General features: G+C 66.9%; 18 protein-coding genes. 7 read left to right on the top strand and 11 right to left on the bottom strand.

All coding sequences use genetic code 11. The annotated features are described in order from the left end of the window. Positions 1–123: 123 nt before the first annotated feature. From DDZ14_RS15980 to DDZ14_RS15990, 3 genes are all read right to left on the bottom strand, one after another. The gene (locus DDZ14_RS15980; RefSeq protein WP_233252617.1) at positions 124–1,497 is read right to left on the bottom strand and encodes a class I SAM-dependent DNA methyltransferase; all 1,374 of its coding nucleotides are present in this window, start codon (positions 1,495–1,497) and stop codon (positions 124–126) included. A gap of 9 nt (positions 1,498–1,506) precedes the next feature. Further along, on the bottom strand, positions 1,507–1,689 hold the full coding sequence (locus DDZ14_RS15985; RefSeq protein ID WP_109425987.1) for a type II toxin-antitoxin system prevent-host-death family antitoxin: 183 nt from the start codon (positions 1,687–1,689) through the stop codon (positions 1,507–1,509). A gap of 746 nt (positions 1,690–2,435) precedes the next feature. Further along, positions 2,436–3,881 (bottom strand): mannose-1-phosphate guanylyltransferase/mannose-6-phosphate isomerase, encoded by a 1,446-nt coding sequence (locus tag DDZ14_RS15990; RefSeq protein ID WP_109425988.1) that lies wholly within the window; start codon positions 3,879–3,881, stop codon positions 2,436–2,438. A gap of 655 nt (positions 3,882–4,536) precedes the next feature. Between DDZ14_RS15990 and DDZ14_RS15995 the strand changes: the two genes are divergently transcribed. After that, positions 4,537–5,571 (top strand): NAD-dependent epimerase/dehydratase family protein, encoded by a 1,035-nt coding sequence (locus DDZ14_RS15995; protein WP_109425989.1) that lies wholly within the window; start codon positions 4,537–4,539, stop codon positions 5,569–5,571. Positions 5,572–5,581: 10 nt separating this feature from the next. Here the strand turns inward: DDZ14_RS15995 and DDZ14_RS16000 are convergent, their stop codons facing one another. Beyond that, positions 5,582–5,842 carry a hypothetical protein gene (locus tag DDZ14_RS16000; RefSeq protein WP_109425990.1) on the bottom strand — a complete coding sequence of 87 codons (261 nt, stop codon included), beginning with the start codon at positions 5,840–5,842 and terminating at the stop codon, positions 5,582–5,584. A gap of 220 nt (positions 5,843–6,062) precedes the next feature. On the opposite strand from DDZ14_RS16000, the gene DDZ14_RS16005 reads away from it, so the two are divergent. From DDZ14_RS16005 to DDZ14_RS16030, 6 genes are all read left to right on the top strand, one after another. Further along, entirely contained in the window at positions 6,063–7,367 is a 1,305-nt protein-coding gene (locus DDZ14_RS16005; RefSeq protein ID WP_109425991.1) for a UDP-glucose/GDP-mannose dehydrogenase family protein, read from the top strand. Between the two features lie 206 nt (positions 7,368–7,573). Then, entirely contained in the window at positions 7,574–8,146 is a 573-nt protein-coding gene (gene rfbC / locus DDZ14_RS16010; protein WP_109425992.1) for a dTDP-4-dehydrorhamnose 3,5-epimerase, read from the top strand. Further along, a complete protein-coding gene (rfbB, locus tag DDZ14_RS16015) occupies positions 8,143–9,183 on the top strand; it encodes a dTDP-glucose 4,6-dehydratase (RefSeq protein WP_109425993.1) in 1,041 nt (346 codons plus the stop codon). Before rfbC ends, rfbB begins: the two co-directional genes overlap by 4 nt. Continuing rightward, positions 9,180–10,031: a dTDP-4-dehydrorhamnose reductase gene (gene rfbD / locus DDZ14_RS16020; RefSeq protein ID WP_109426049.1), complete on the top strand. Its 852-nt coding sequence runs from the start codon at positions 9,180–9,182 to the stop codon at positions 10,029–10,031. The genes rfbB and rfbD overlap by 4 nt, the downstream gene beginning before the upstream one ends. A gap of 1 nt (position 10,032) precedes the next feature. After that, positions 10,033–10,926: a glucose-1-phosphate thymidylyltransferase RfbA gene (gene rfbA / locus DDZ14_RS16025; protein WP_109425994.1), complete on the top strand. Its 894-nt coding sequence runs from the start codon at positions 10,033–10,035 to the stop codon at positions 10,924–10,926. A gap of 132 nt (positions 10,927–11,058) precedes the next feature. Further along, positions 11,059–11,322, top strand: a complete 264-nt coding sequence (locus DDZ14_RS16030; RefSeq protein WP_109425995.1) for a type II toxin-antitoxin system RelB/DinJ family antitoxin — start codon at positions 11,059–11,061, stop codon at positions 11,320–11,322. A 69-nt stretch (positions 11,323–11,391) separates the two neighbouring features. Here the strand turns inward: DDZ14_RS16030 and DDZ14_RS16035 are convergent, their stop codons facing one another. The 7 genes from DDZ14_RS16035 to DDZ14_RS16065 are packed head-to-tail and all read right to left on the bottom strand — an operon-like array spanning position 11,392 to position 15,277. Next, complete coding sequence (locus DDZ14_RS16035; protein WP_109425996.1) at positions 11,392–11,688, bottom strand: hypothetical protein; 297 nt, start codon at positions 11,686–11,688, stop codon at positions 11,392–11,394. After that, positions 11,685–11,936, bottom strand: coding sequence for a hypothetical protein (locus DDZ14_RS16040; RefSeq protein ID WP_146193166.1), 252 nt, complete (start codon positions 11,934–11,936; stop codon positions 11,685–11,687). The genes DDZ14_RS16035 and DDZ14_RS16040 overlap by 4 nt, the downstream gene beginning before the upstream one ends. Continuing rightward, positions 11,933–13,333: a hypothetical protein gene (locus tag DDZ14_RS16045; protein WP_109425998.1), complete on the bottom strand. Its 1,401-nt coding sequence runs from the start codon at positions 13,331–13,333 to the stop codon at positions 11,933–11,935. Before DDZ14_RS16045 ends, DDZ14_RS16040 begins: the two co-directional genes overlap by 4 nt. Before the next feature lie 31 nt (positions 13,334–13,364). Continuing rightward, on the bottom strand, positions 13,365–14,042 hold the full coding sequence (locus DDZ14_RS16050) for a helix-turn-helix domain-containing protein (RefSeq protein ID WP_109425999.1): 678 nt from the start codon (positions 14,040–14,042) through the stop codon (positions 13,365–13,367). Positions 14,043–14,053: 11 nt separating this feature from the next. Then, complete coding sequence (locus DDZ14_RS16055; protein ID WP_109426000.1) at positions 14,054–14,440, bottom strand: hypothetical protein; 387 nt, start codon at positions 14,438–14,440, stop codon at positions 14,054–14,056. Then, entirely contained in the window at positions 14,440–14,925 is a 486-nt protein-coding gene (locus DDZ14_RS16060; RefSeq protein WP_109426001.1) for a hypothetical protein, read from the bottom strand. Before DDZ14_RS16060 ends, DDZ14_RS16055 begins: the two co-directional genes overlap by 1 nt. Further along, positions 14,918–15,277 (bottom strand): hypothetical protein, encoded by a 360-nt coding sequence (locus DDZ14_RS16065; protein ID WP_109426002.1) that lies wholly within the window; start codon positions 15,275–15,277, stop codon positions 14,918–14,920. The genes DDZ14_RS16060 and DDZ14_RS16065 overlap by 8 nt, the downstream gene beginning before the upstream one ends. Positions 15,278–15,284: the final 7 nt, after the last annotated feature.

Consider the following 15,284-nt stretch of genomic DNA (forward strand, 5'->3'; position numbering starts at 1 on the left):
ACAACACCAGACGACCCCACAGTGCCTTGGGCTACCGCCCACCGGCCCCGGAAACCATCCTGCCAATGGACCAGAGGCCGATCATGCACTAACACTCAAACCGGACCACTCAGGTGGGGCTGGTCAGAACAGCTGCCCTGGAAGGGCGACCATGCAGTCGACCACATCCTCCTCGATCAGCTTCTTGCGGATCTCCCCTTCGCCAGATTGGTTCGACGACATCGAGCCGTTCGACAGCACGAAGCCCGCAACGCCCGCGGGCGCGAGGTGATGCACGATGTGCTGCACCCAGGCGTAGTTGGCGTTGCCCGCGGGCGGGTCGCCATACTGCCAGCGCTTGTCGCCGCGCAGCCGCTCGCCGCCCCAGTCGGAGATGTTGAAGGGTGGATTGGCGAGGATGAAGTCGGCCTTCAGGTCCGGGTGGCGGTCGTTGTGGAAAGTGTCGCCATGGGCGATCTGCCCGTCGATGCCCCGGATGGCGAGGTTCATCTTTGCCAGCCGCCAGGTCGTGTAGTTCGATTCCTGCCCGTAGATCGAGATATCGGCCTTCGCCTTCCCGCCATTTCCGTTTCCGTTCCGGTGGGCGTGGATGAACTCCATCGACTGCACGAACATGCCCGACGAGCCGCAGCAGGGGTCGTAGACCCGGCCGCGATAAGGCTCCAGCATCTCGACCAGTAGCTTGACGACGCAGCGGGGTGTGTAGAACTCGCCGCCCTTTTTTCCCTCAGCGCTGGCGAACTGGGACAGGAAGTATTCATAGACGCGGCCGAGCACATCCTTTGCCCGGGCCTCGGCATCGCCGACCTTGATGTTCGAGATCAGGTCGATGAGCTGACCGAGCCGGGTCTTGTCGAGCGCGGGGCGCGCGTAGTCCTTCGGCAGCACGCCCTTAAGCGCGGCGTTGTCGCGCTCGATCCCCGTCATCGCGTCGTCGACCAATTGGCCGATGGTGCTTTGCCGTGCCTGAGCCTTGAGATGCGCCCAGCGCGCTTCGGGTGGCACCCAAAAGATGTTCTCCGCGCGGTACTCGTCTGGGTCCTCCGGATCGGCGCCCTGATCAAGTTCGGCTTCCAGTGCCGCGTGCTTCTCCTCAAAGGCGTCGGAGATGTATTTGAGGAAGATCAGCCCGAGGACGACGTGCTTGTATTCCGCCGCGTCCATGCTGCCGCGCAGGGCATCGGCCATGCGCCAGAACTCGGCTTCGTACCCTACATTGGCAGCCGAAGTGTTGGGACGTGCCGCCCGCACCTGCCTGTCGACCTGGGCGGCTTGCGCGGCCGCCGGGAGGGCCTTGACTTCGGCTGCGATGGCGACCGAGCCGCCACGTCCACGACCGGGGACGATTGTCCCATCGTCAATCAGAGCCTGCTTGACCTCGTCGTAGGCGCCTTCATCCCAGCCGAGCGTTTCGCGCAGTTTTCCGTTCCCTGCCGAGCCGCCAAGCCCGGTCAGAGCAGCCAGAAACCCGTCCTTTTGCGCCTGCTCGACCATCATCTCTTCCCCTCAAGTTTCCCGCAGCTTGTCAGTCGCTGCGTCATCCAGCGCTTTTAGCCGTTCAAATTCTTCCACGGCCACGACCACCACGACCGGGCGGCCGTGTTTCTCGATCACCACCGGTTCGGCTCGGGCGGTGTCGATGAGCAGGCCGAACTGGTGCTTGGCGTCCCGTGCGGACATGGCCTTCATGGCATTGCTCCCCGCTTTGGGTCACAATGGACAAAAGAGTCCGGATACACAATCCGTGGCTGGTTGTGTTCGATGGCGATTGCTGCGATTGGCCGAGTCCGTGTCGATGCTCGATGTTCAAGCCGACGTGCGTTGGATTTCAGTTCCAATGGGTTGAGCGCGACCGGCATCGAAGTGCTCAGCCATGGACTTGAAAACTCCCTGCAATTCCAGAGGCTTGCAAAAAATTCACCAAACTGGCGCAGTCATGAGGTCCGGAGAATATCGGCCCTGAGAGAACGCTTTCGGGCCTCCCGACGACGGGGCCGGTGCTCAGCCCCTCCCGCATAACCCTCGAAAACAACGGAAAAATCCGGCCGCAGCCGGATCGGGAGAACGCTTTCGCGAGGGCAAGTGGCGGAGGGGGCGGGACCGGGGTCCAACGTTCTCTACCCCCTAAATCATTGATTTGAAACATACCAACCTTCCCATTCACCGGCCGCAGCGAACTGGCTTACGTTCGCGCGTGTCTCGTGAAAAATATTCCACCACATTTTTGTACGGAAAGGCCGAAACCCGATTATGGAGCATGTCTCAAATACTCCGAAGTGAGAACGCAAGACATACTTACATCACCACCACCACCAGGCGGATGAATTCGGGGCTGGTCATAAGGACTTGAAAGGGCTGCGTTTCGTCATATGCAGAGTCCAGACAGCCCGTGCCCCAGCTCAAGCCAATTTCTTTTGACAAGATCCCCCCGCGCCTTAGCCCCTGGCGCCCTGGCCGCGGGCATAGACATCCTCGTAGCGGGTGATGTCGTCCTCGCCCAGATAGCTGCCGGTCTGCACCTCGATCAGCACCATGTCGAACTTGCCGGGATTCTCCAGACGGTGCCGGGCGCCCAGCGGAATGAAGACCGACTCGTTCTCGGTCACCAGCTTCACCTCGTCGTCGATCGTCACCTTCGCGGTTCCGGCCACCACGATCCAGTGCTCGGCCCGGTGGACATGGCTCTGCAGGCTCAGCGCCGCGCCGGGATTGACCACGATGCGCTTGACCTGGAACCGGTCGGCCAGGGCGAGCGTCTCGAAATGGCCCCAGGGCCGGTGATCCTTGGGAAAGGTGTCGGCCTGGGCCACGCCCGCCGCGCGCAGGGTGGCAACCACCGACTTGACGTCCTGCAGCCGCCGCTTGTCGGCCACCAGCACCGCGTCGGGCATCGCCACGGCCACCACGTGCTCCAGCCCCAGCCCGACCAGCTCCAGCCCCTCCGCCTCCGACCGCAGCAGCGTGTCGCGGCAGTCGATGGCGTGCGCCGCGCCGCCGGTGGCCACGCCGTCGGCATCGGGCGCGCTGTGGTGCCAGACCGCGTCCCAGCCGCCCAGATCGGACCAGTCGCCGTCATAGGCCACCACCGACAGGTTGCCGGCCTTCTCCATGATCGCGAAGTCGATCGAGATATCCTCGGCCCGCGCCCAGGGCTCCGGCGCCAGGCGCAGGAAGCCCAGATCGGCCTCGGCCCCGTCCACCGCCGGGCGGACCTGCGCCAGCAACTCCGGCGCATGGGTCTCGAAGGCGGCGATCAGCGCGCCTGCGGTATAGAGGAAGATGCCCGCATTCCACAGATAGCCGCCCGCCGCCAGCATCTCCCCGGCGCGGGCCAGATCGGGCTTCTCCACGAAGCGGCGCAGCGGCGGCGGCGCCTGCCCCGGCACCGCGTCGCCAAGCTCCAGGTAGCCATAGCCGGTCTCGGGCCGGTCGGGGGTGATGCCGAAGGTCACCAGCCGGCCCGCCTGCGCGGCCTCCACACCGCGCGCCACGGTCTCGCGGAAGCCCGCATCGTCGGTGATGTAGTGATCGGAGGGTGTCGCCAGGATCAGCCGGTCGGGATCGTCGGCCGCCACCAGCAGCGCCGCGGCCAGCAGCGCCGGTGCGGTGTTGCGCGCCTCGGGCTCGATCAGCACCGGGCCGGGATCGATCCCCGCCGCTGCCAGTTGCTGGGTGACGGTGAAGCGGAAATCGGAGTTTGTGACCACCAGCGGGGCGCCGAATCCCGCCCCCGAGACCCGCCGGGCGGATTGCTGGAACAGGCTGTCCTCGCCCAGCATCGGCACGAATTGCTTGGGATAACTCTTGCGCGACAGCGGCCAGAGCCGCGTGCCCGAGCCCCCGCACAGCAAAACCGGCGTGATTTCAGTGGTCCTGTCCATATCCGCCCCGTCTCGGTTCATCCGCCCCCCGGTGTCCCACCGATCCTACGCAGCCCGGCGCCGCCTTTCCAACTCAAAAACTCGCCGGAAACTGCAACTTTGTGCAAAAAAGGCCACGCAAGCGTCGACAAGCTTGATTCCGTTGAAACGGCCATGCTCGCGGGATTTTGTGATAGCAGGGATCTCCGGACAGCTTCTTCCACCTGATAGCCCTGATAGACCATAGATGAAGACATAGATCGGGCGCTCCATATATTGGAATATATTTCATTAACTTGTCGGCCGGGGCACCTGCCAGTTGCTTCTCTGGTAGCTGTAAGTTCCAAACCCGCCTCTCGGCTCCCGGTCGTCAGTTCGGTCGAGATGCGGTGCCAGAATAATCGATATCAGTGTAGGATGAGTTGCACGCGGGTATACGCCATAAAGTTCTCTTGGCGGTCGTGGAGCGGCGAATGACGGCAATCTTTTCCGGAATTTCGCAGCTAACATTATTGATTATCAATAGTTTATGTGGATTTTGTTTCGCGCGCGAAACACCCAACGTTTGTTTCGCAAGCATCGCGCCTGATGCATATGTTCCACGAATTTGGCTTGGTCGCCCGCGCGGGCTCTGCTAGGCGGGGCGGGCATCCGATCCGCTCCGGAGACAGGTTCAATGCCCCAGACCGCCCCCGCCCCCCGCACGGCGCTGGTGACCGGCTCGGCCGGGTTCATCGGCTACCATCTCTGCGCGCGGCTGCTGGAGGACGGGTTCACCGTCATCGGGCTGGACGCGATGACCGACTATTACGACGTGGCGCTGAAGACGCGGCGCCATGCGATGCTCAACCAGCGGCCCGGCTTCACCGCCGTTGAGGCGCGCCTGGAGGAGCCGGGGCTGCTGGCCGGTCTGATGGCCCACCAAGCCCCCGAGATCGTCGTCCACCTGGCCGCGCAGGCCGGGGTGCGCTACTCGATCGAGGCGCCGCGCTCCTATGTGGAGTCGAACCTCGTGGGCACGTTCGAGCTGCTGGAGGCCGCGCGCGCGCATCCGCCGGCGCATATGCTGCTGGCCTCGACCTCCTCGGTCTACGGCGCCAATACCGACATGCCCTATGCCGAGACCATGAAGGCGGACATGCAGATGTCCTTCTATGCCGCCACCAAGAAGGCGGGCGAGGCGATGGCGCATGCCTATGCCCATCTCTACGCCCTGCCCACCACCATGTTCCGCTTCTTCACCGTCTACGGGCCCTGGGGGCGGCCGGACATGGCGCTTTTCAGGTTCACCCGCGCCATTCTCGAGGGCCGGCCGATCGAGGTCTACAACCACGGCGACATGATGCGCGATTTCACCTATGTCGACGACCTGGTGGAGGGGATCCGGCTGCTGATCGACGTGCCGCCCGAGCGCCCCGCCGACGCCTCGGGGATCGCGCCCGGCGACAGCCTGTCGCCGGTGGCGCCCTGGCGGGTGGTCAATATCGGCAATTCCGCTCCGGTGCGGCTGCTGGATTTCATCACCGCGGTGGAGGCCGCCACCGGCCGCCGGGCCGAGAAGATCATGATGGAGATGCAGCCTGGCGACGTGCCCGCCACCTGGGCCGATGGCGGGTTGCTGACCCGGCTGACCGGCTATGCGCCGAAGACCGGGCTCGAGGAAGGCGTGCGCCGCTTCGTGGCCTGGTACCGGGACTATTACGGGGTCTGAGCCGGGCCGCTCAGCCCATGAAATCATGGGTCAGCCAGTAGCGCCCGCAATAGCGCCCGCCGGGCTCGATGGCTGCCGCGGTGGCGGTCAGCCGGACCCGCCCGCGCATCCGGTTACGCCGGTGGCCGCGAGAATTCATCCACATCGTCACCGCCAGCCGCGCCAGGCTGGCATAGCTGTGCGGCTCCACCGCGCGGCCCTCCGCGGTGAAGCGGCAGCGCGCGCGGTCGATGACCTGTAACCGGTGCCCGGCGGCAGCGCCCGCGGGCAAGCCCCGGCGGCCGTCGCCATGATTCCCAGCGCCAGCGCCGCGCCGAGCGTCTTCAGTTCGTGCATGTTCCGTCCCTTGCCTGTCACCGCGCCCCGCGCCCGGCCTGTGCCTAGCCGCTCCGGCGCGGGATTTCCAAGCCCCCCGCGGCGGCGGGTTTCGCTTGACAGCCGCGCAGGACGCCCTGCAAGTCAGGGGCCGGATCAGGCGGAGGATATCGGGCATGCGTATTGCGATGATCGGCACGGGCTATGTGGGGCTCGTCTCGGGTGTCTGTTTCTCCGATTTCGGGCATGAAGTCGTCTGCGTCGACAAGGATCCGCGCAAGATCACCAAGCTGGAGGCCGGCGAGGTGCCGATCTACGAGCCCGGTCTGGACGAGCTGATGGCCAAGAACGTGGCCGCCGGGCGGCTGTCCTTCACCGGCGACCTGGCGGGCGCGTTGCGGGACGTGGACGCGGTCTTCATCGCGGTGGGCACGCCGACGCGGCGCGGCGACGGCCATGCCGACCTGACCTATGTCTTCGCCGCCGCTGAGGAGATCGCCGCCACGCTCGACCATTATGCGGTGGTGGTGACCAAATCCACCGTGCCGGTCGGCACCAACCGCAAGGTCAAGCAGCTCGTGCGCAAGGCCCGGCCTGATCTGGAACTCGACGTGGCCTCGAACCCGGAATTCCTGCGCGAGGGCGCGGCGATCGACGATTTCATGCGCCCCGACCGGGTGGTGGTGGGCACCGACAGCGAGCGCGCCGCGCAGGTGATGGCGGATATCTACCGCCCGCTCTTCCTGCGCGACTTCCCGATCATCACCACCGACCTGGAAAGCGCGGAGATGATCAAGTACGCGGCCAATGCCTTCCTGGCCACCAAGATCACCTTCATCAACGAGATCGCGGCGCTGTGCGAGCGGGTCGGCGCGGATGTGAAGCAGGTCTCCAAGGGGATGGGGCTCGACGGGCGGATCGGCAACAAGTTCCTGCATGCCGGTCCGGGCTATGGCGGCTCCTGCTTTCCCAAGGACACCCAGGCGCTGGCCCGCATCGGCCAGGACCACGCGGTGCCCCAGCGCATCACCGAGGCGGTGATCGCGGTCAATGACGCGGTCAAGCTAAGGATGGTGGAGAAGCTGCGCGATCTCTGCGACGGCTCATTCAACGGCAAGACCGTCGCGGTGCTGGGCGTGACCTTCAAGCCCAATACCGACGACATGCGCGAGGCGCCGGCGCTGACCATCGTGCCGGCGCTGGTGGGCGGCGGGGCGAAGGTGCGCGTCACCGATCCGCAGGGCCGGCGCGAGGGCGAGGCGCTCTTGCCCGGCGTGATCTGGGTGGAGGATGCCTACAAGGCGGTCAACAAGGCCGACCTGGTGGTGATCCTGACCGAATGGAACGAGTTCCGCGCGCTCGACCTGAAGCGGCTGGCGCGCAAGATGACGGTGCCGCGCATGGCCGATCTGCGCAACATCTACAATGCCGGGGACGCGAAGCGGGCCGGGTTCGAGGCCTATGACAGCGTCGGACGCTGAGATGAGTCAATATGGTTTACTGGGTGTAACCGCGTTGAGCCATGAACATCCCCTGGGATGAAATGAAAAAATGTCTCGCGCGCAGGTTTGATGAATTCTCCGGTCGCCAACGAGTCTCGCCGCTCAAAGCTGTCGGCCAATGACATCCGGATGGGCTCTTGCTAAATAGGGCCACATTCCAGGCGTGCGATTGACGGGGCAGTAGAGTGCAGATCGAAGAGACAAGCCTTCCGGGCGTGAAAATCCTGACCCCGGCGCGCTTCGGCGACGCCCGCGGCTTCTTCAGCGAGAGCTGGAATCGCAGGACGCTGGCGGCGCATGGCATCGGGACGGAGTTCGTGCAGGACAACCATTCGCTCTCGGCGCGGGCGGGCACGGTGCGCGGGCTGCATTTCCAGGCCCCGCCGCATGCCCAGGCCAAGCTGGTGCGCTGCGGGCGCGGGCGGCTCTTCGACGTGGCGGTGGACATCCGTCGCGGCAGCCCCTTCTACGGACGGTGGGTGGGGGCGGAGCTGAGCTTCGAGAACGGCCGCCAGCTCCTGGTGCCCGAGGGCTTCCTGCACGGCTTCGTCACCCGCGAGGACGACACCGAGATCGTCTATAAATGTTCCGATCACTATGCGCCCGACTGCGACGGCGCGGTGCGCTGGGACGACCCCGATATCAGCATCGACTGGGGGCTCGCGCCCGGCGCCGCGATCCTGTCCGACAAGGACGCCGCCGCGCCGCTGCTGAAGGATTTCGACACGCCGTTCACCTATGGAGGGCAGGAGACATGAAACTGCTCGTCACCGGCGGTGCCGGGTTCATCGGGTCGGCCGTGGTGCGGCTGGCCGTGGCGCGCGGCCACGAGGTCGTCAATCTCGACGCGCTGACCTATGCCGCCTGCCTGGAGAACGTGGCCGCCGTGGCCGGCAGCCCGGCCTATGCCTTCGAGCACGCCGATATCCGCGACCGCGCGGCGCTGGAGCGCATCTTCGCCGAACACGCGCCCGACGCGGTGATGCACCTGGCCGCCGAAAGCCATGTCGACCGCTCCATCGACGCGCCCGGCGCCTTCATCGACACCAATGTCACCGGCACCTACAACCTGCTGGAGGCCGCGCGCGCCCATTGGCTGCGCGCCGGGTGTCCCGAAGGCTTCCGCTTCCACCATATCTCCACCGACGAGGTCTATGGCTCGCTGGGGCCGGAGGGGAAGTTCACCGAGACCACGCCCTATGATCCGCGCTCGCCCTATTCGGCCTCCAAGGCGGCCAGCGACCACTTGGTGCGCGCCTGGGCCGAGACCTACGGCCTGCCGGTGCTGCTGACCAACTGCTCCAACAATTACGGCCCCTACCATTTTCCCGAGAAGCTCGTCCCGGTGGCGATCCTCAATGCGCTGGCGGGCAAGCCGGTCCCGGTCTACGGCGCGGGCGAGAACGTGCGCGACTGGCTCTATGTGGAGGATCACGCCGACGCTCTGCTTTGCGTGCTGGCGAAGGGGCGGCCGGGGCGCAGCTACAATATCGGCGGCGAGAACGAGGCCCGCAATATCGACCTGGTGCACCGAATCTGTGCGATCCTCGACGACAAGCGGCCCGAGGGCGCGCCGCATAACCGGCTGATCACTTTCGTGGCGGACCGTCCGGGCCATGACGCCCGCTATGCGATCGACCCCGCGCGGATCCGCGGCGAACTGGGCTGGCGGCCCTCGGTGACGCTGGCGGAGGGGCTGGAGAAGACGGTGCAGTGGTATCTCGACAACGAGGCCTGGTGGCGGGCGCTGCAGGGGCGCGACGGCGTCGGCCGGCGGCTGGGGGCCGGATCGTGACGCTGCTGGTCTTCGGGAGGACGGGGCAACTGGCGCGCGAACTGGCGCGCCGCGCGCCGGAGGCGGTCTTCCTGGGCCGGGACGCGGCCGACCTGGCCGATCCCGCCGCCTGCGCCGCGGCCATCGAGACGCATGCGCCCGGCGCCGTCATAAACGCCGCCGCCTATACCGCCGTGGACCGCGCCGAAACCGAAGAGGCGCTGGCCACCGCCGTCAACGCCGCCGCCCCCGGCGCGATGGCGCGCGCCTGCGCGGCGCGCGGCATCCCTTTCGTACATGTCTCCACCGATTACGTCTTCGACGGCAGTGGCGCCGCGCCCTTGCGGCCCGGCGACGCGCCCGCGCCGCTCGGCGCCTACGGGCGCAGCAAGCTGGCGGGCGAAGCGGCGGTGCGCGCGGCCGGGGGCTGTTACGCGATCCTGCGCACCTCCTGGGTGTTTTCCGCGCATGGCGGCAATTTCGTGAAGACCATGCTGCGGCTGGGGGCCGGGCGCGACCAATTGGCCGTGGTGGCCGACCAGGTGGGCGGGCCGACCTGGGCGGGCGACATCGCCGCGGCCTGCCTGACGATCGCGGCGCAGCTTGCGCGCGACCCCGCCAAGAGCGGCATCCACCATTTCGCGGGCGCCCCGGATGTAAGCTGGGCGGGTTTCGCCCGCGCGATCTTCGCGCAGGCCGGCCTGTCCTGCGCGGTGACGGATATCCCTTCCGCGGACTACCCCACCCCGGCCGCGCGCCCGGCCAATTCGCGGCTGGACTGTTCCGGCCTGGAAACCGCCTTCGCCATCCCGCGCCCGGACTGGCGCACCGGGCTGGCGCGGGTGATCGAGGAGCTTGAGGAGCGCTGACATGACCGACCGCAAGGGCATCATCCTGGCCGGGGGCTCCGGCACCCGGCTCTACCCGATCACCATCGGCATCTCCAAGCAGCTTCTGCCGATCTACGACAAGCCGATGATCTATTATCCGCTCTCGGTGCTGATGCTGGGCGGCATCCGCGAGATCGCGATCATCACCACGCCACAGGACCAGGAGCAGTTCCGCCGCATGCTGGGCGACGGGTCGCAATGGGGGCTCAGCTTCGATTGGATCGTGCAGCCCACGCCGGACGGGCTGGCGCAGGCCTATATCCTGGCCGAGGCGTTTCTCGACGGGGCGCCCTCGGCGATGGTGCTGGGCGACAATATCTTCTTTGGCCACGGCCTGCCGGAGCTGCTGCAGCGCGCCGATGCGGCCCGTGAGGGCGGCACGGTCTTCGGCTACCGGGTCTCGGACCCGGAACGCTACGGGGTGGTGGATTTCGACGCCGGGGGCGCGGTGCGCGCGATTGTCGAGAAGCCCGAGCGCCCGCCCTCGGACTACGCGGTGACGGGGCTCTATTTCCTCGACGGGACCGCGCCTGCGCGCGCCCAGCAGGTCCGGCCCTCGGCCCGCGGCGAGCTGGAGATCACCACGCTGCTGGAGATGTACCTGGCCGACGGCCAACTGGCGGTGGAACGGATGGGCCGCGGCTATGCCTGGCTGGATACCGGCACCCATGGCAGCCTGCTCGACGCGGGCAATTTCGTGCGCACGCTGGAGAAGCGGCAGGGCCTGCAGACCGGCAGCCCCGACGAGATCGCCTATCACATGGGCTGGATCAGCGCCGCCGACCTAGAGGCGCGCGCCGCGCGCTATGCCAAGAACGATTACGGACGCTACCTGCGGACCCTGATCGGGCCGGGCGGCGGGGTCAGAGATTGATCAGGCAAAGGCGGAAAACCACTTAAGAAATGCCCGGAACCTATTCAGATAAACCGAACCACCTCTCGCCAAGGCCACTTGTATGTATCTCAATTGAGATACATTCTATCCTCAGAAACAGGAGGATATGCCATGCCCGCCCAGACCTCGATGCTCCACGTCCGCGTGGACGACCACCTCAAGGCACAAGCAACCGACGCTCTGTCTGGTGTCGGCCTGACGCTTTCGGATGCCGTGCGCATCCTGCTGACCCGCGTTGCCGCCGAAGGCGGTCTGCCCGCCGGGCTGACCGCAGACCCGGAGGCCTATGACGCCTGGTTCCGCGCCAAGGTGCAGGAAGCTCTGGCCGATTCCCGCTGTAGCGTGACACTTGAACTTGCGCATTTTGACACTTGAACTTGTCACAACTCCAGCCGGCCTAAAAGGGCTCTCCAACGGGGCTCGAAGGGCGCTCTAAGCGGCACCTCAGTGGCTGGCCCTCATGTCGATCAGGAACGGCCGGCGCAGCGTGACAATATCAGCGCCCTTGGTCACCGTCACCTGGACATTGAAGCGACCCGGCGCGAGCACGCCGGGCGCGAGCTGCACCACCGCGTCGGTGCCCTCGATCGAGGCTGCGAGTTGGGTCACGGTGCCGTCGCGGGCGGCGGCGCGGGCGGTGATGGTGCCGCCGCTCATATCCTTTGGCTGCCCGGTCACCGGATCGGTCACCGCGATGCGGATGCGGGGGTTGTTCGACTCATAGGTTTCGACGGGGTTCATATCTCCAGTCCCAACAGGGCTTCCTCGATGGCGATCTTCTTTAGCCGGTTCCACGCCCAATCCGCGCGCTTCCGCTCGATCTCGCCGCGGCGCAGGCGGCGCCGGGCCCGAAAATAGATACGGCGCTTGCGCTTGGGCACCGCCGCCCAATGTCTGGCGCAAATCCATTCATCGTCGCCGGGCGGTAGCGTCTTTAGGGCGACGGTCCGGCGGCAGCCGGGCACGACACAGGGGGTGCGGTCGGTCATGCGCTCCTCCATTCTGCGGCAATCAGATGCTCGGCCGACCATTGGGCGTCGAGCTGGAATTCGGACGCCCAGTCCGCCTGCAAGCGGTACTCGGCCGTCCACTCGGCCTCGATCAGGAACTCGTCCGTCGGGCTGTCCCCGATCGCGTCGGCGGTCCCAACCAATGCAGGCACCGCTAGGCCGTCGGCCGCGATCTCGTGCACCTGCATGATCGAGCCGTCGGCCAGCCGCGCGGCGGCGCCGAGCCCCAAGGCCACGATGGCGTGGACCTGGCCGATCGCAGCCGGCCCGACGCGCGCGCCTGCCGACAGGGCCACGGCCGAGACGCTGTGGGTCTGCGAGAGCAGCGCCGTGCCCACCCCGCCCGGCGCGACGATGCCGGGGGCCGAGACGCGGTGGAGCTGCGCGAGCGGCGCGTTGCCCGCGCCAGCACCGGCGCGCAGCCCCGCGGCCGCGACCTGATCCGTGGCCTGCAGCTGGGCGGCGTCCACGCGCGTCAAGGACCGCAGTCCGGAGGCCGACAGGCTGTGCGCCTGCCCGATCGCCCCGAGCCCTGTCCGTGCGGCCGTGCTTAGCCCCGGCGCGGCAACCTGATCGGTGGCCTGCAAGACCGCCTGACCGACCCTGGACGGCGCACTGAGGCCCGGTGCCGCGACCTGGTGCGTCTGCCCCGCCGCGGCCAGGCCGGTGCGGCCGCCGGCGACGAGGCCCAAGGCGGTGACGGAGTCGCCTGCGGTGGCGGCGGGCACCAACGCCAGGGATGTGAAAGCGAATTGATCCGCCGTGCCCCAGTTCCATGTCCAGCCCGCAGGTCCCAGCGGGTCGATGACCTCGTAGGCAACGCTACCGGTAAGGTTTCCGGCGCTATCGGCGGCGATCTCGGTGGCACCGGTCACGGACATCGTATCGCCGCCGTGCTCGGTAGAACACACGCCCAGCATGGCCCCGCCATCATTGCCGACTGTGAGCGCCGGAGCCGCGCTCGTGAAGGTTCCGGTCGACGCATCGCTGCTGAAATTGGCGTCCTCAAAGAAGCTCGCCGCAGCCGACACGTCTGCTCCGGACCATTCGGTCACGACATAGAAAGCATCGGAGGCCAGAGAGTTCGTGTCGACCTGAACCGTCTGCGATCCGGACCCTACGAGATCGGCCTCTCTGATCGCCCAAATCGCGACCCAAGGGCGGCGCGCTCCATGTGTCCATTGGGTAATTTGGGACAGCGGCTGGCCGCCAATTGTCGCGCTGGCCAGGCCGCCCCCGTCTGACGATTGCGAGCGGGCCGCGACCAGCAGAACAACAAGGCGGTCGGCCCCCGCAGAGAGCGTGAACGGGAAACTGTGGGACGTATGCCCGGTGCTGTTCAGGCTCTCAATGCTGCCGACCAGTGAAAGAACCATCTCTATCCCCTATCCGGCCCGAACCACGTCCTCAGCCGACCGCCAGGGCCGCAGGTTGCCTCGCGTCCCAGGGGACGATCCATTCCGTCGGGGCGGTCATCTTGTATCCGACGCCGACCGACGTCTCGATCTCCACCGGCCATTCCAGAGCGGTGATCGCGGCCCGCAGCCGTTTGACCCGGCTGGCGATACCCGTGCTGTCGAAGAATGACCCCATCTCCTGCTCCAGGCGGGTGGAGATATAGTCGTAGGTCAGGGTCCGCCCCTGTCCGTCCCAGAGGATCAGGAAGGTCTGCCCGGTGGCGCGGTCGATGTAGTTCTTGCCCTCGGGGGTCTTGCCGGCGGCGTCGATCAACAGGGCGAGGCGCTCCAGACGGGCGTGCATCATCAGCTCGATGACCTGGAGGAGATATGTCACGGCCTCCGCCTCGGTCATGCCGTTGATGAAGTGCCGGTCGAACGTCGCGTCCGAGCGCACCCCGTCGCCCGCGCGGCTGAAGTCGGCCACCGGGGCGAATTGGGGCAGCGTGTCGGAGTTGATCGTGGAAGGCGCCGGGGCCGCCTGCGCCGCGGCGTGGATGTAGACCGGCACCAGGCGGCCCTCGGCGGGATCCGGCATGATCCTGATCTCCCCGTTCTCGACTTCGGCAATCGTGAACTTCCGGTCCGCCACCGCCTGGTTGTTGCTCTTCCAGCGCAGGGTGCTCATCTCAGGTCTCCTCAGATCGCCACGGCGTCGTTCAAGACGAGCGGCAGGGCTTGGGTCAGGCTCAGCGGGTTGCCGTTGGTCAGTGCCTGCGTGGCGCTGAGCGCACCGGTGGCGACCAGCTCCAGCCCGACAGTGTCGACCAGCGCGTAGTGCGAGCCGGTGCCGGTCGCGGTGACCGTGCCGTCGGTGAAGGTCGCGACCTCCACCTTGCGGCCCGCGCCGGCGCCGCCGTAATCGGCCTGGGCGCTCAGCGCCGGGGCGGCCTTGTTGGCGAGCGTCAGGGTCGATGTGGCCTCGGTGTAGGTCGTCGCCTCGGCGGAGGTGATGTGCATCTCGTTGACCTTGTCCCGCAGATACTGCAGGCCGGCGTCGAGTATGGTGTCGGCAAAAAAGGCCATCAGGCGTACTCCTTCTCATAGAGCTTCCGGGCAGCCTTGAGCGCGGCGTCGCGGCCCTCGAACTCGCCCACCCAGACCCAGCGCTGAACCTGCTCTTCCTCTCCGGTCTCTCGGTTGATGTCGGTCGTCTGCGCCAGCTTGTAGAGCTTCCACATCCAGGGCGCGTGCTGGCCGGCGCGATCGACCACGCGCATCTCGCCGCCGGTCTCGACGGACGCCCGGCCGAGGTCGCGGTCGCGCACCATCGCGCGGCGCAGTGGCCGGGGATCGCCGCCGGCGGCCTCGATCGCCTTGACGGCGTCGTCGGGGCAGATCAGCCGGCCTGCCGCGTCCCGCCCGCCCTTGCGGTATTTGGGGTGGGTGACGGCGTCCGAGAGCGTCTCGTCGCTGCAGGTGAGCGTGACGGTCTGCGGTCCGCGCTCGATGCGCACGCACTCGTTGAGCGAGCAGAGGCGCGGGTTGATCCAGTTCTCAAGGTCAGCCATCTTGCATCTCCTTCAGGGGGGTTGCGGCGCGGCGCAGGGTGCCGGCCAGGAGGAAGAGACCCGCCACCGCCAGGGGCGGCCAGGTCATCGTGACGGCGGCCAGGATGCCGGCGGCGACGAAAGCCACGTCCTGCACCCCGTCCCAGGCATCGGCCTCGGACCACCACCACTGCGCGGCCTCCCAGGCGGCATAGGCGGCCAGCGCCAACCACCAGGGAAGGATGAAGCCACCGATCAGGCCCACCACGGCCATGTGGCCGGCCTGGTTGATGGCGAACTTCCACGGCGCGCCCTCGAAGGCCGAGGGCGATTTGAACGCCGTTTGAAGCGTCTTCCAGATGGTCTTGAGCATGGGTTTC

Source organism: Maritimibacter sp. 55A14 (assembly GCF_003122205.1).
GTDB lineage: Bacteria > Pseudomonadota > Alphaproteobacteria > Rhodobacterales > Rhodobacteraceae > QEYE01.

Bases quoted from the DNA above. Each gene is read 5' to 3' on its own strand.
- rfbA (WP_109425994.1), top strand. From the start codon at position 10,033: ATGACCGACCGCAAGGGCATCATCCTGGCCGGGGGCTCCGGCACCCGG.
- DDZ14_RS16060 (WP_109426001.1), bottom strand. From the start codon at position 14,925: ATGGCTGACCTTGAGAACTGGATCAACCCGCGCCTCTGCTCGCTCAAC.
- DDZ14_RS15990 (WP_109425988.1), bottom strand. From the start codon at position 3,881: ATGGACAGGACCACTGAAATCACGCCGGTTTTGCTGTGCGGGGGCTCG.
- DDZ14_RS16030 (WP_109425995.1), top strand. From the start codon at position 11,059: ATGCCCGCCCAGACCTCGATGCTCCACGTCCGCGTGGACGACCACCTC.
- DDZ14_RS16055 (WP_109426000.1), bottom strand. From the start codon at position 14,440: ATGGCCTTTTTTGCCGACACCATACTCGACGCCGGCCTGCAGTATCTG.
- DDZ14_RS16005 (WP_109425991.1), top strand. From the start codon at position 6,063: ATGCGTATTGCGATGATCGGCACGGGCTATGTGGGGCTCGTCTCGGGT.
- DDZ14_RS16035 (WP_109425996.1), bottom strand. From the start codon at position 11,688: ATGAACCCCGTCGAAACCTATGAGTCGAACAACCCCCGCATCCGCATC.
- DDZ14_RS16065 (WP_109426002.1), bottom strand. From the start codon at position 15,277: ATGCTCAAGACCATCTGGAAGACGCTTCAAACGGCGTTCAAATCGCCC.
- rfbB (WP_109425993.1), top strand. From the start codon at position 8,143: ATGAAACTGCTCGTCACCGGCGGTGCCGGGTTCATCGGGTCGGCCGTG.
- DDZ14_RS15995 (WP_109425989.1), top strand. From the start codon at position 4,537: ATGCCCCAGACCGCCCCCGCCCCCCGCACGGCGCTGGTGACCGGCTCG.
- DDZ14_RS15985 (WP_109425987.1), bottom strand. From the start codon at position 1,689: ATGAAGGCCATGTCCGCACGGGACGCCAAGCACCAGTTCGGCCTGCTC.
- DDZ14_RS15980 (WP_233252617.1), bottom strand. From the start codon at position 1,497: ATGATGGTCGAGCAGGCGCAAAAGGACGGGTTTCTGGCTGCTCTGACC.
- DDZ14_RS16040 (WP_146193166.1), bottom strand. From the start codon at position 11,936: ATGACCGACCGCACCCCCTGTGTCGTGCCCGGCTGCCGCCGGACCGTC.
- DDZ14_RS16045 (WP_109425998.1), bottom strand. From the start codon at position 13,333: ATGGTTCTTTCACTGGTCGGCAGCATTGAGAGCCTGAACAGCACCGGG.
- DDZ14_RS16050 (WP_109425999.1), bottom strand. From the start codon at position 14,042: ATGAGCACCCTGCGCTGGAAGAGCAACAACCAGGCGGTGGCGGACCGG.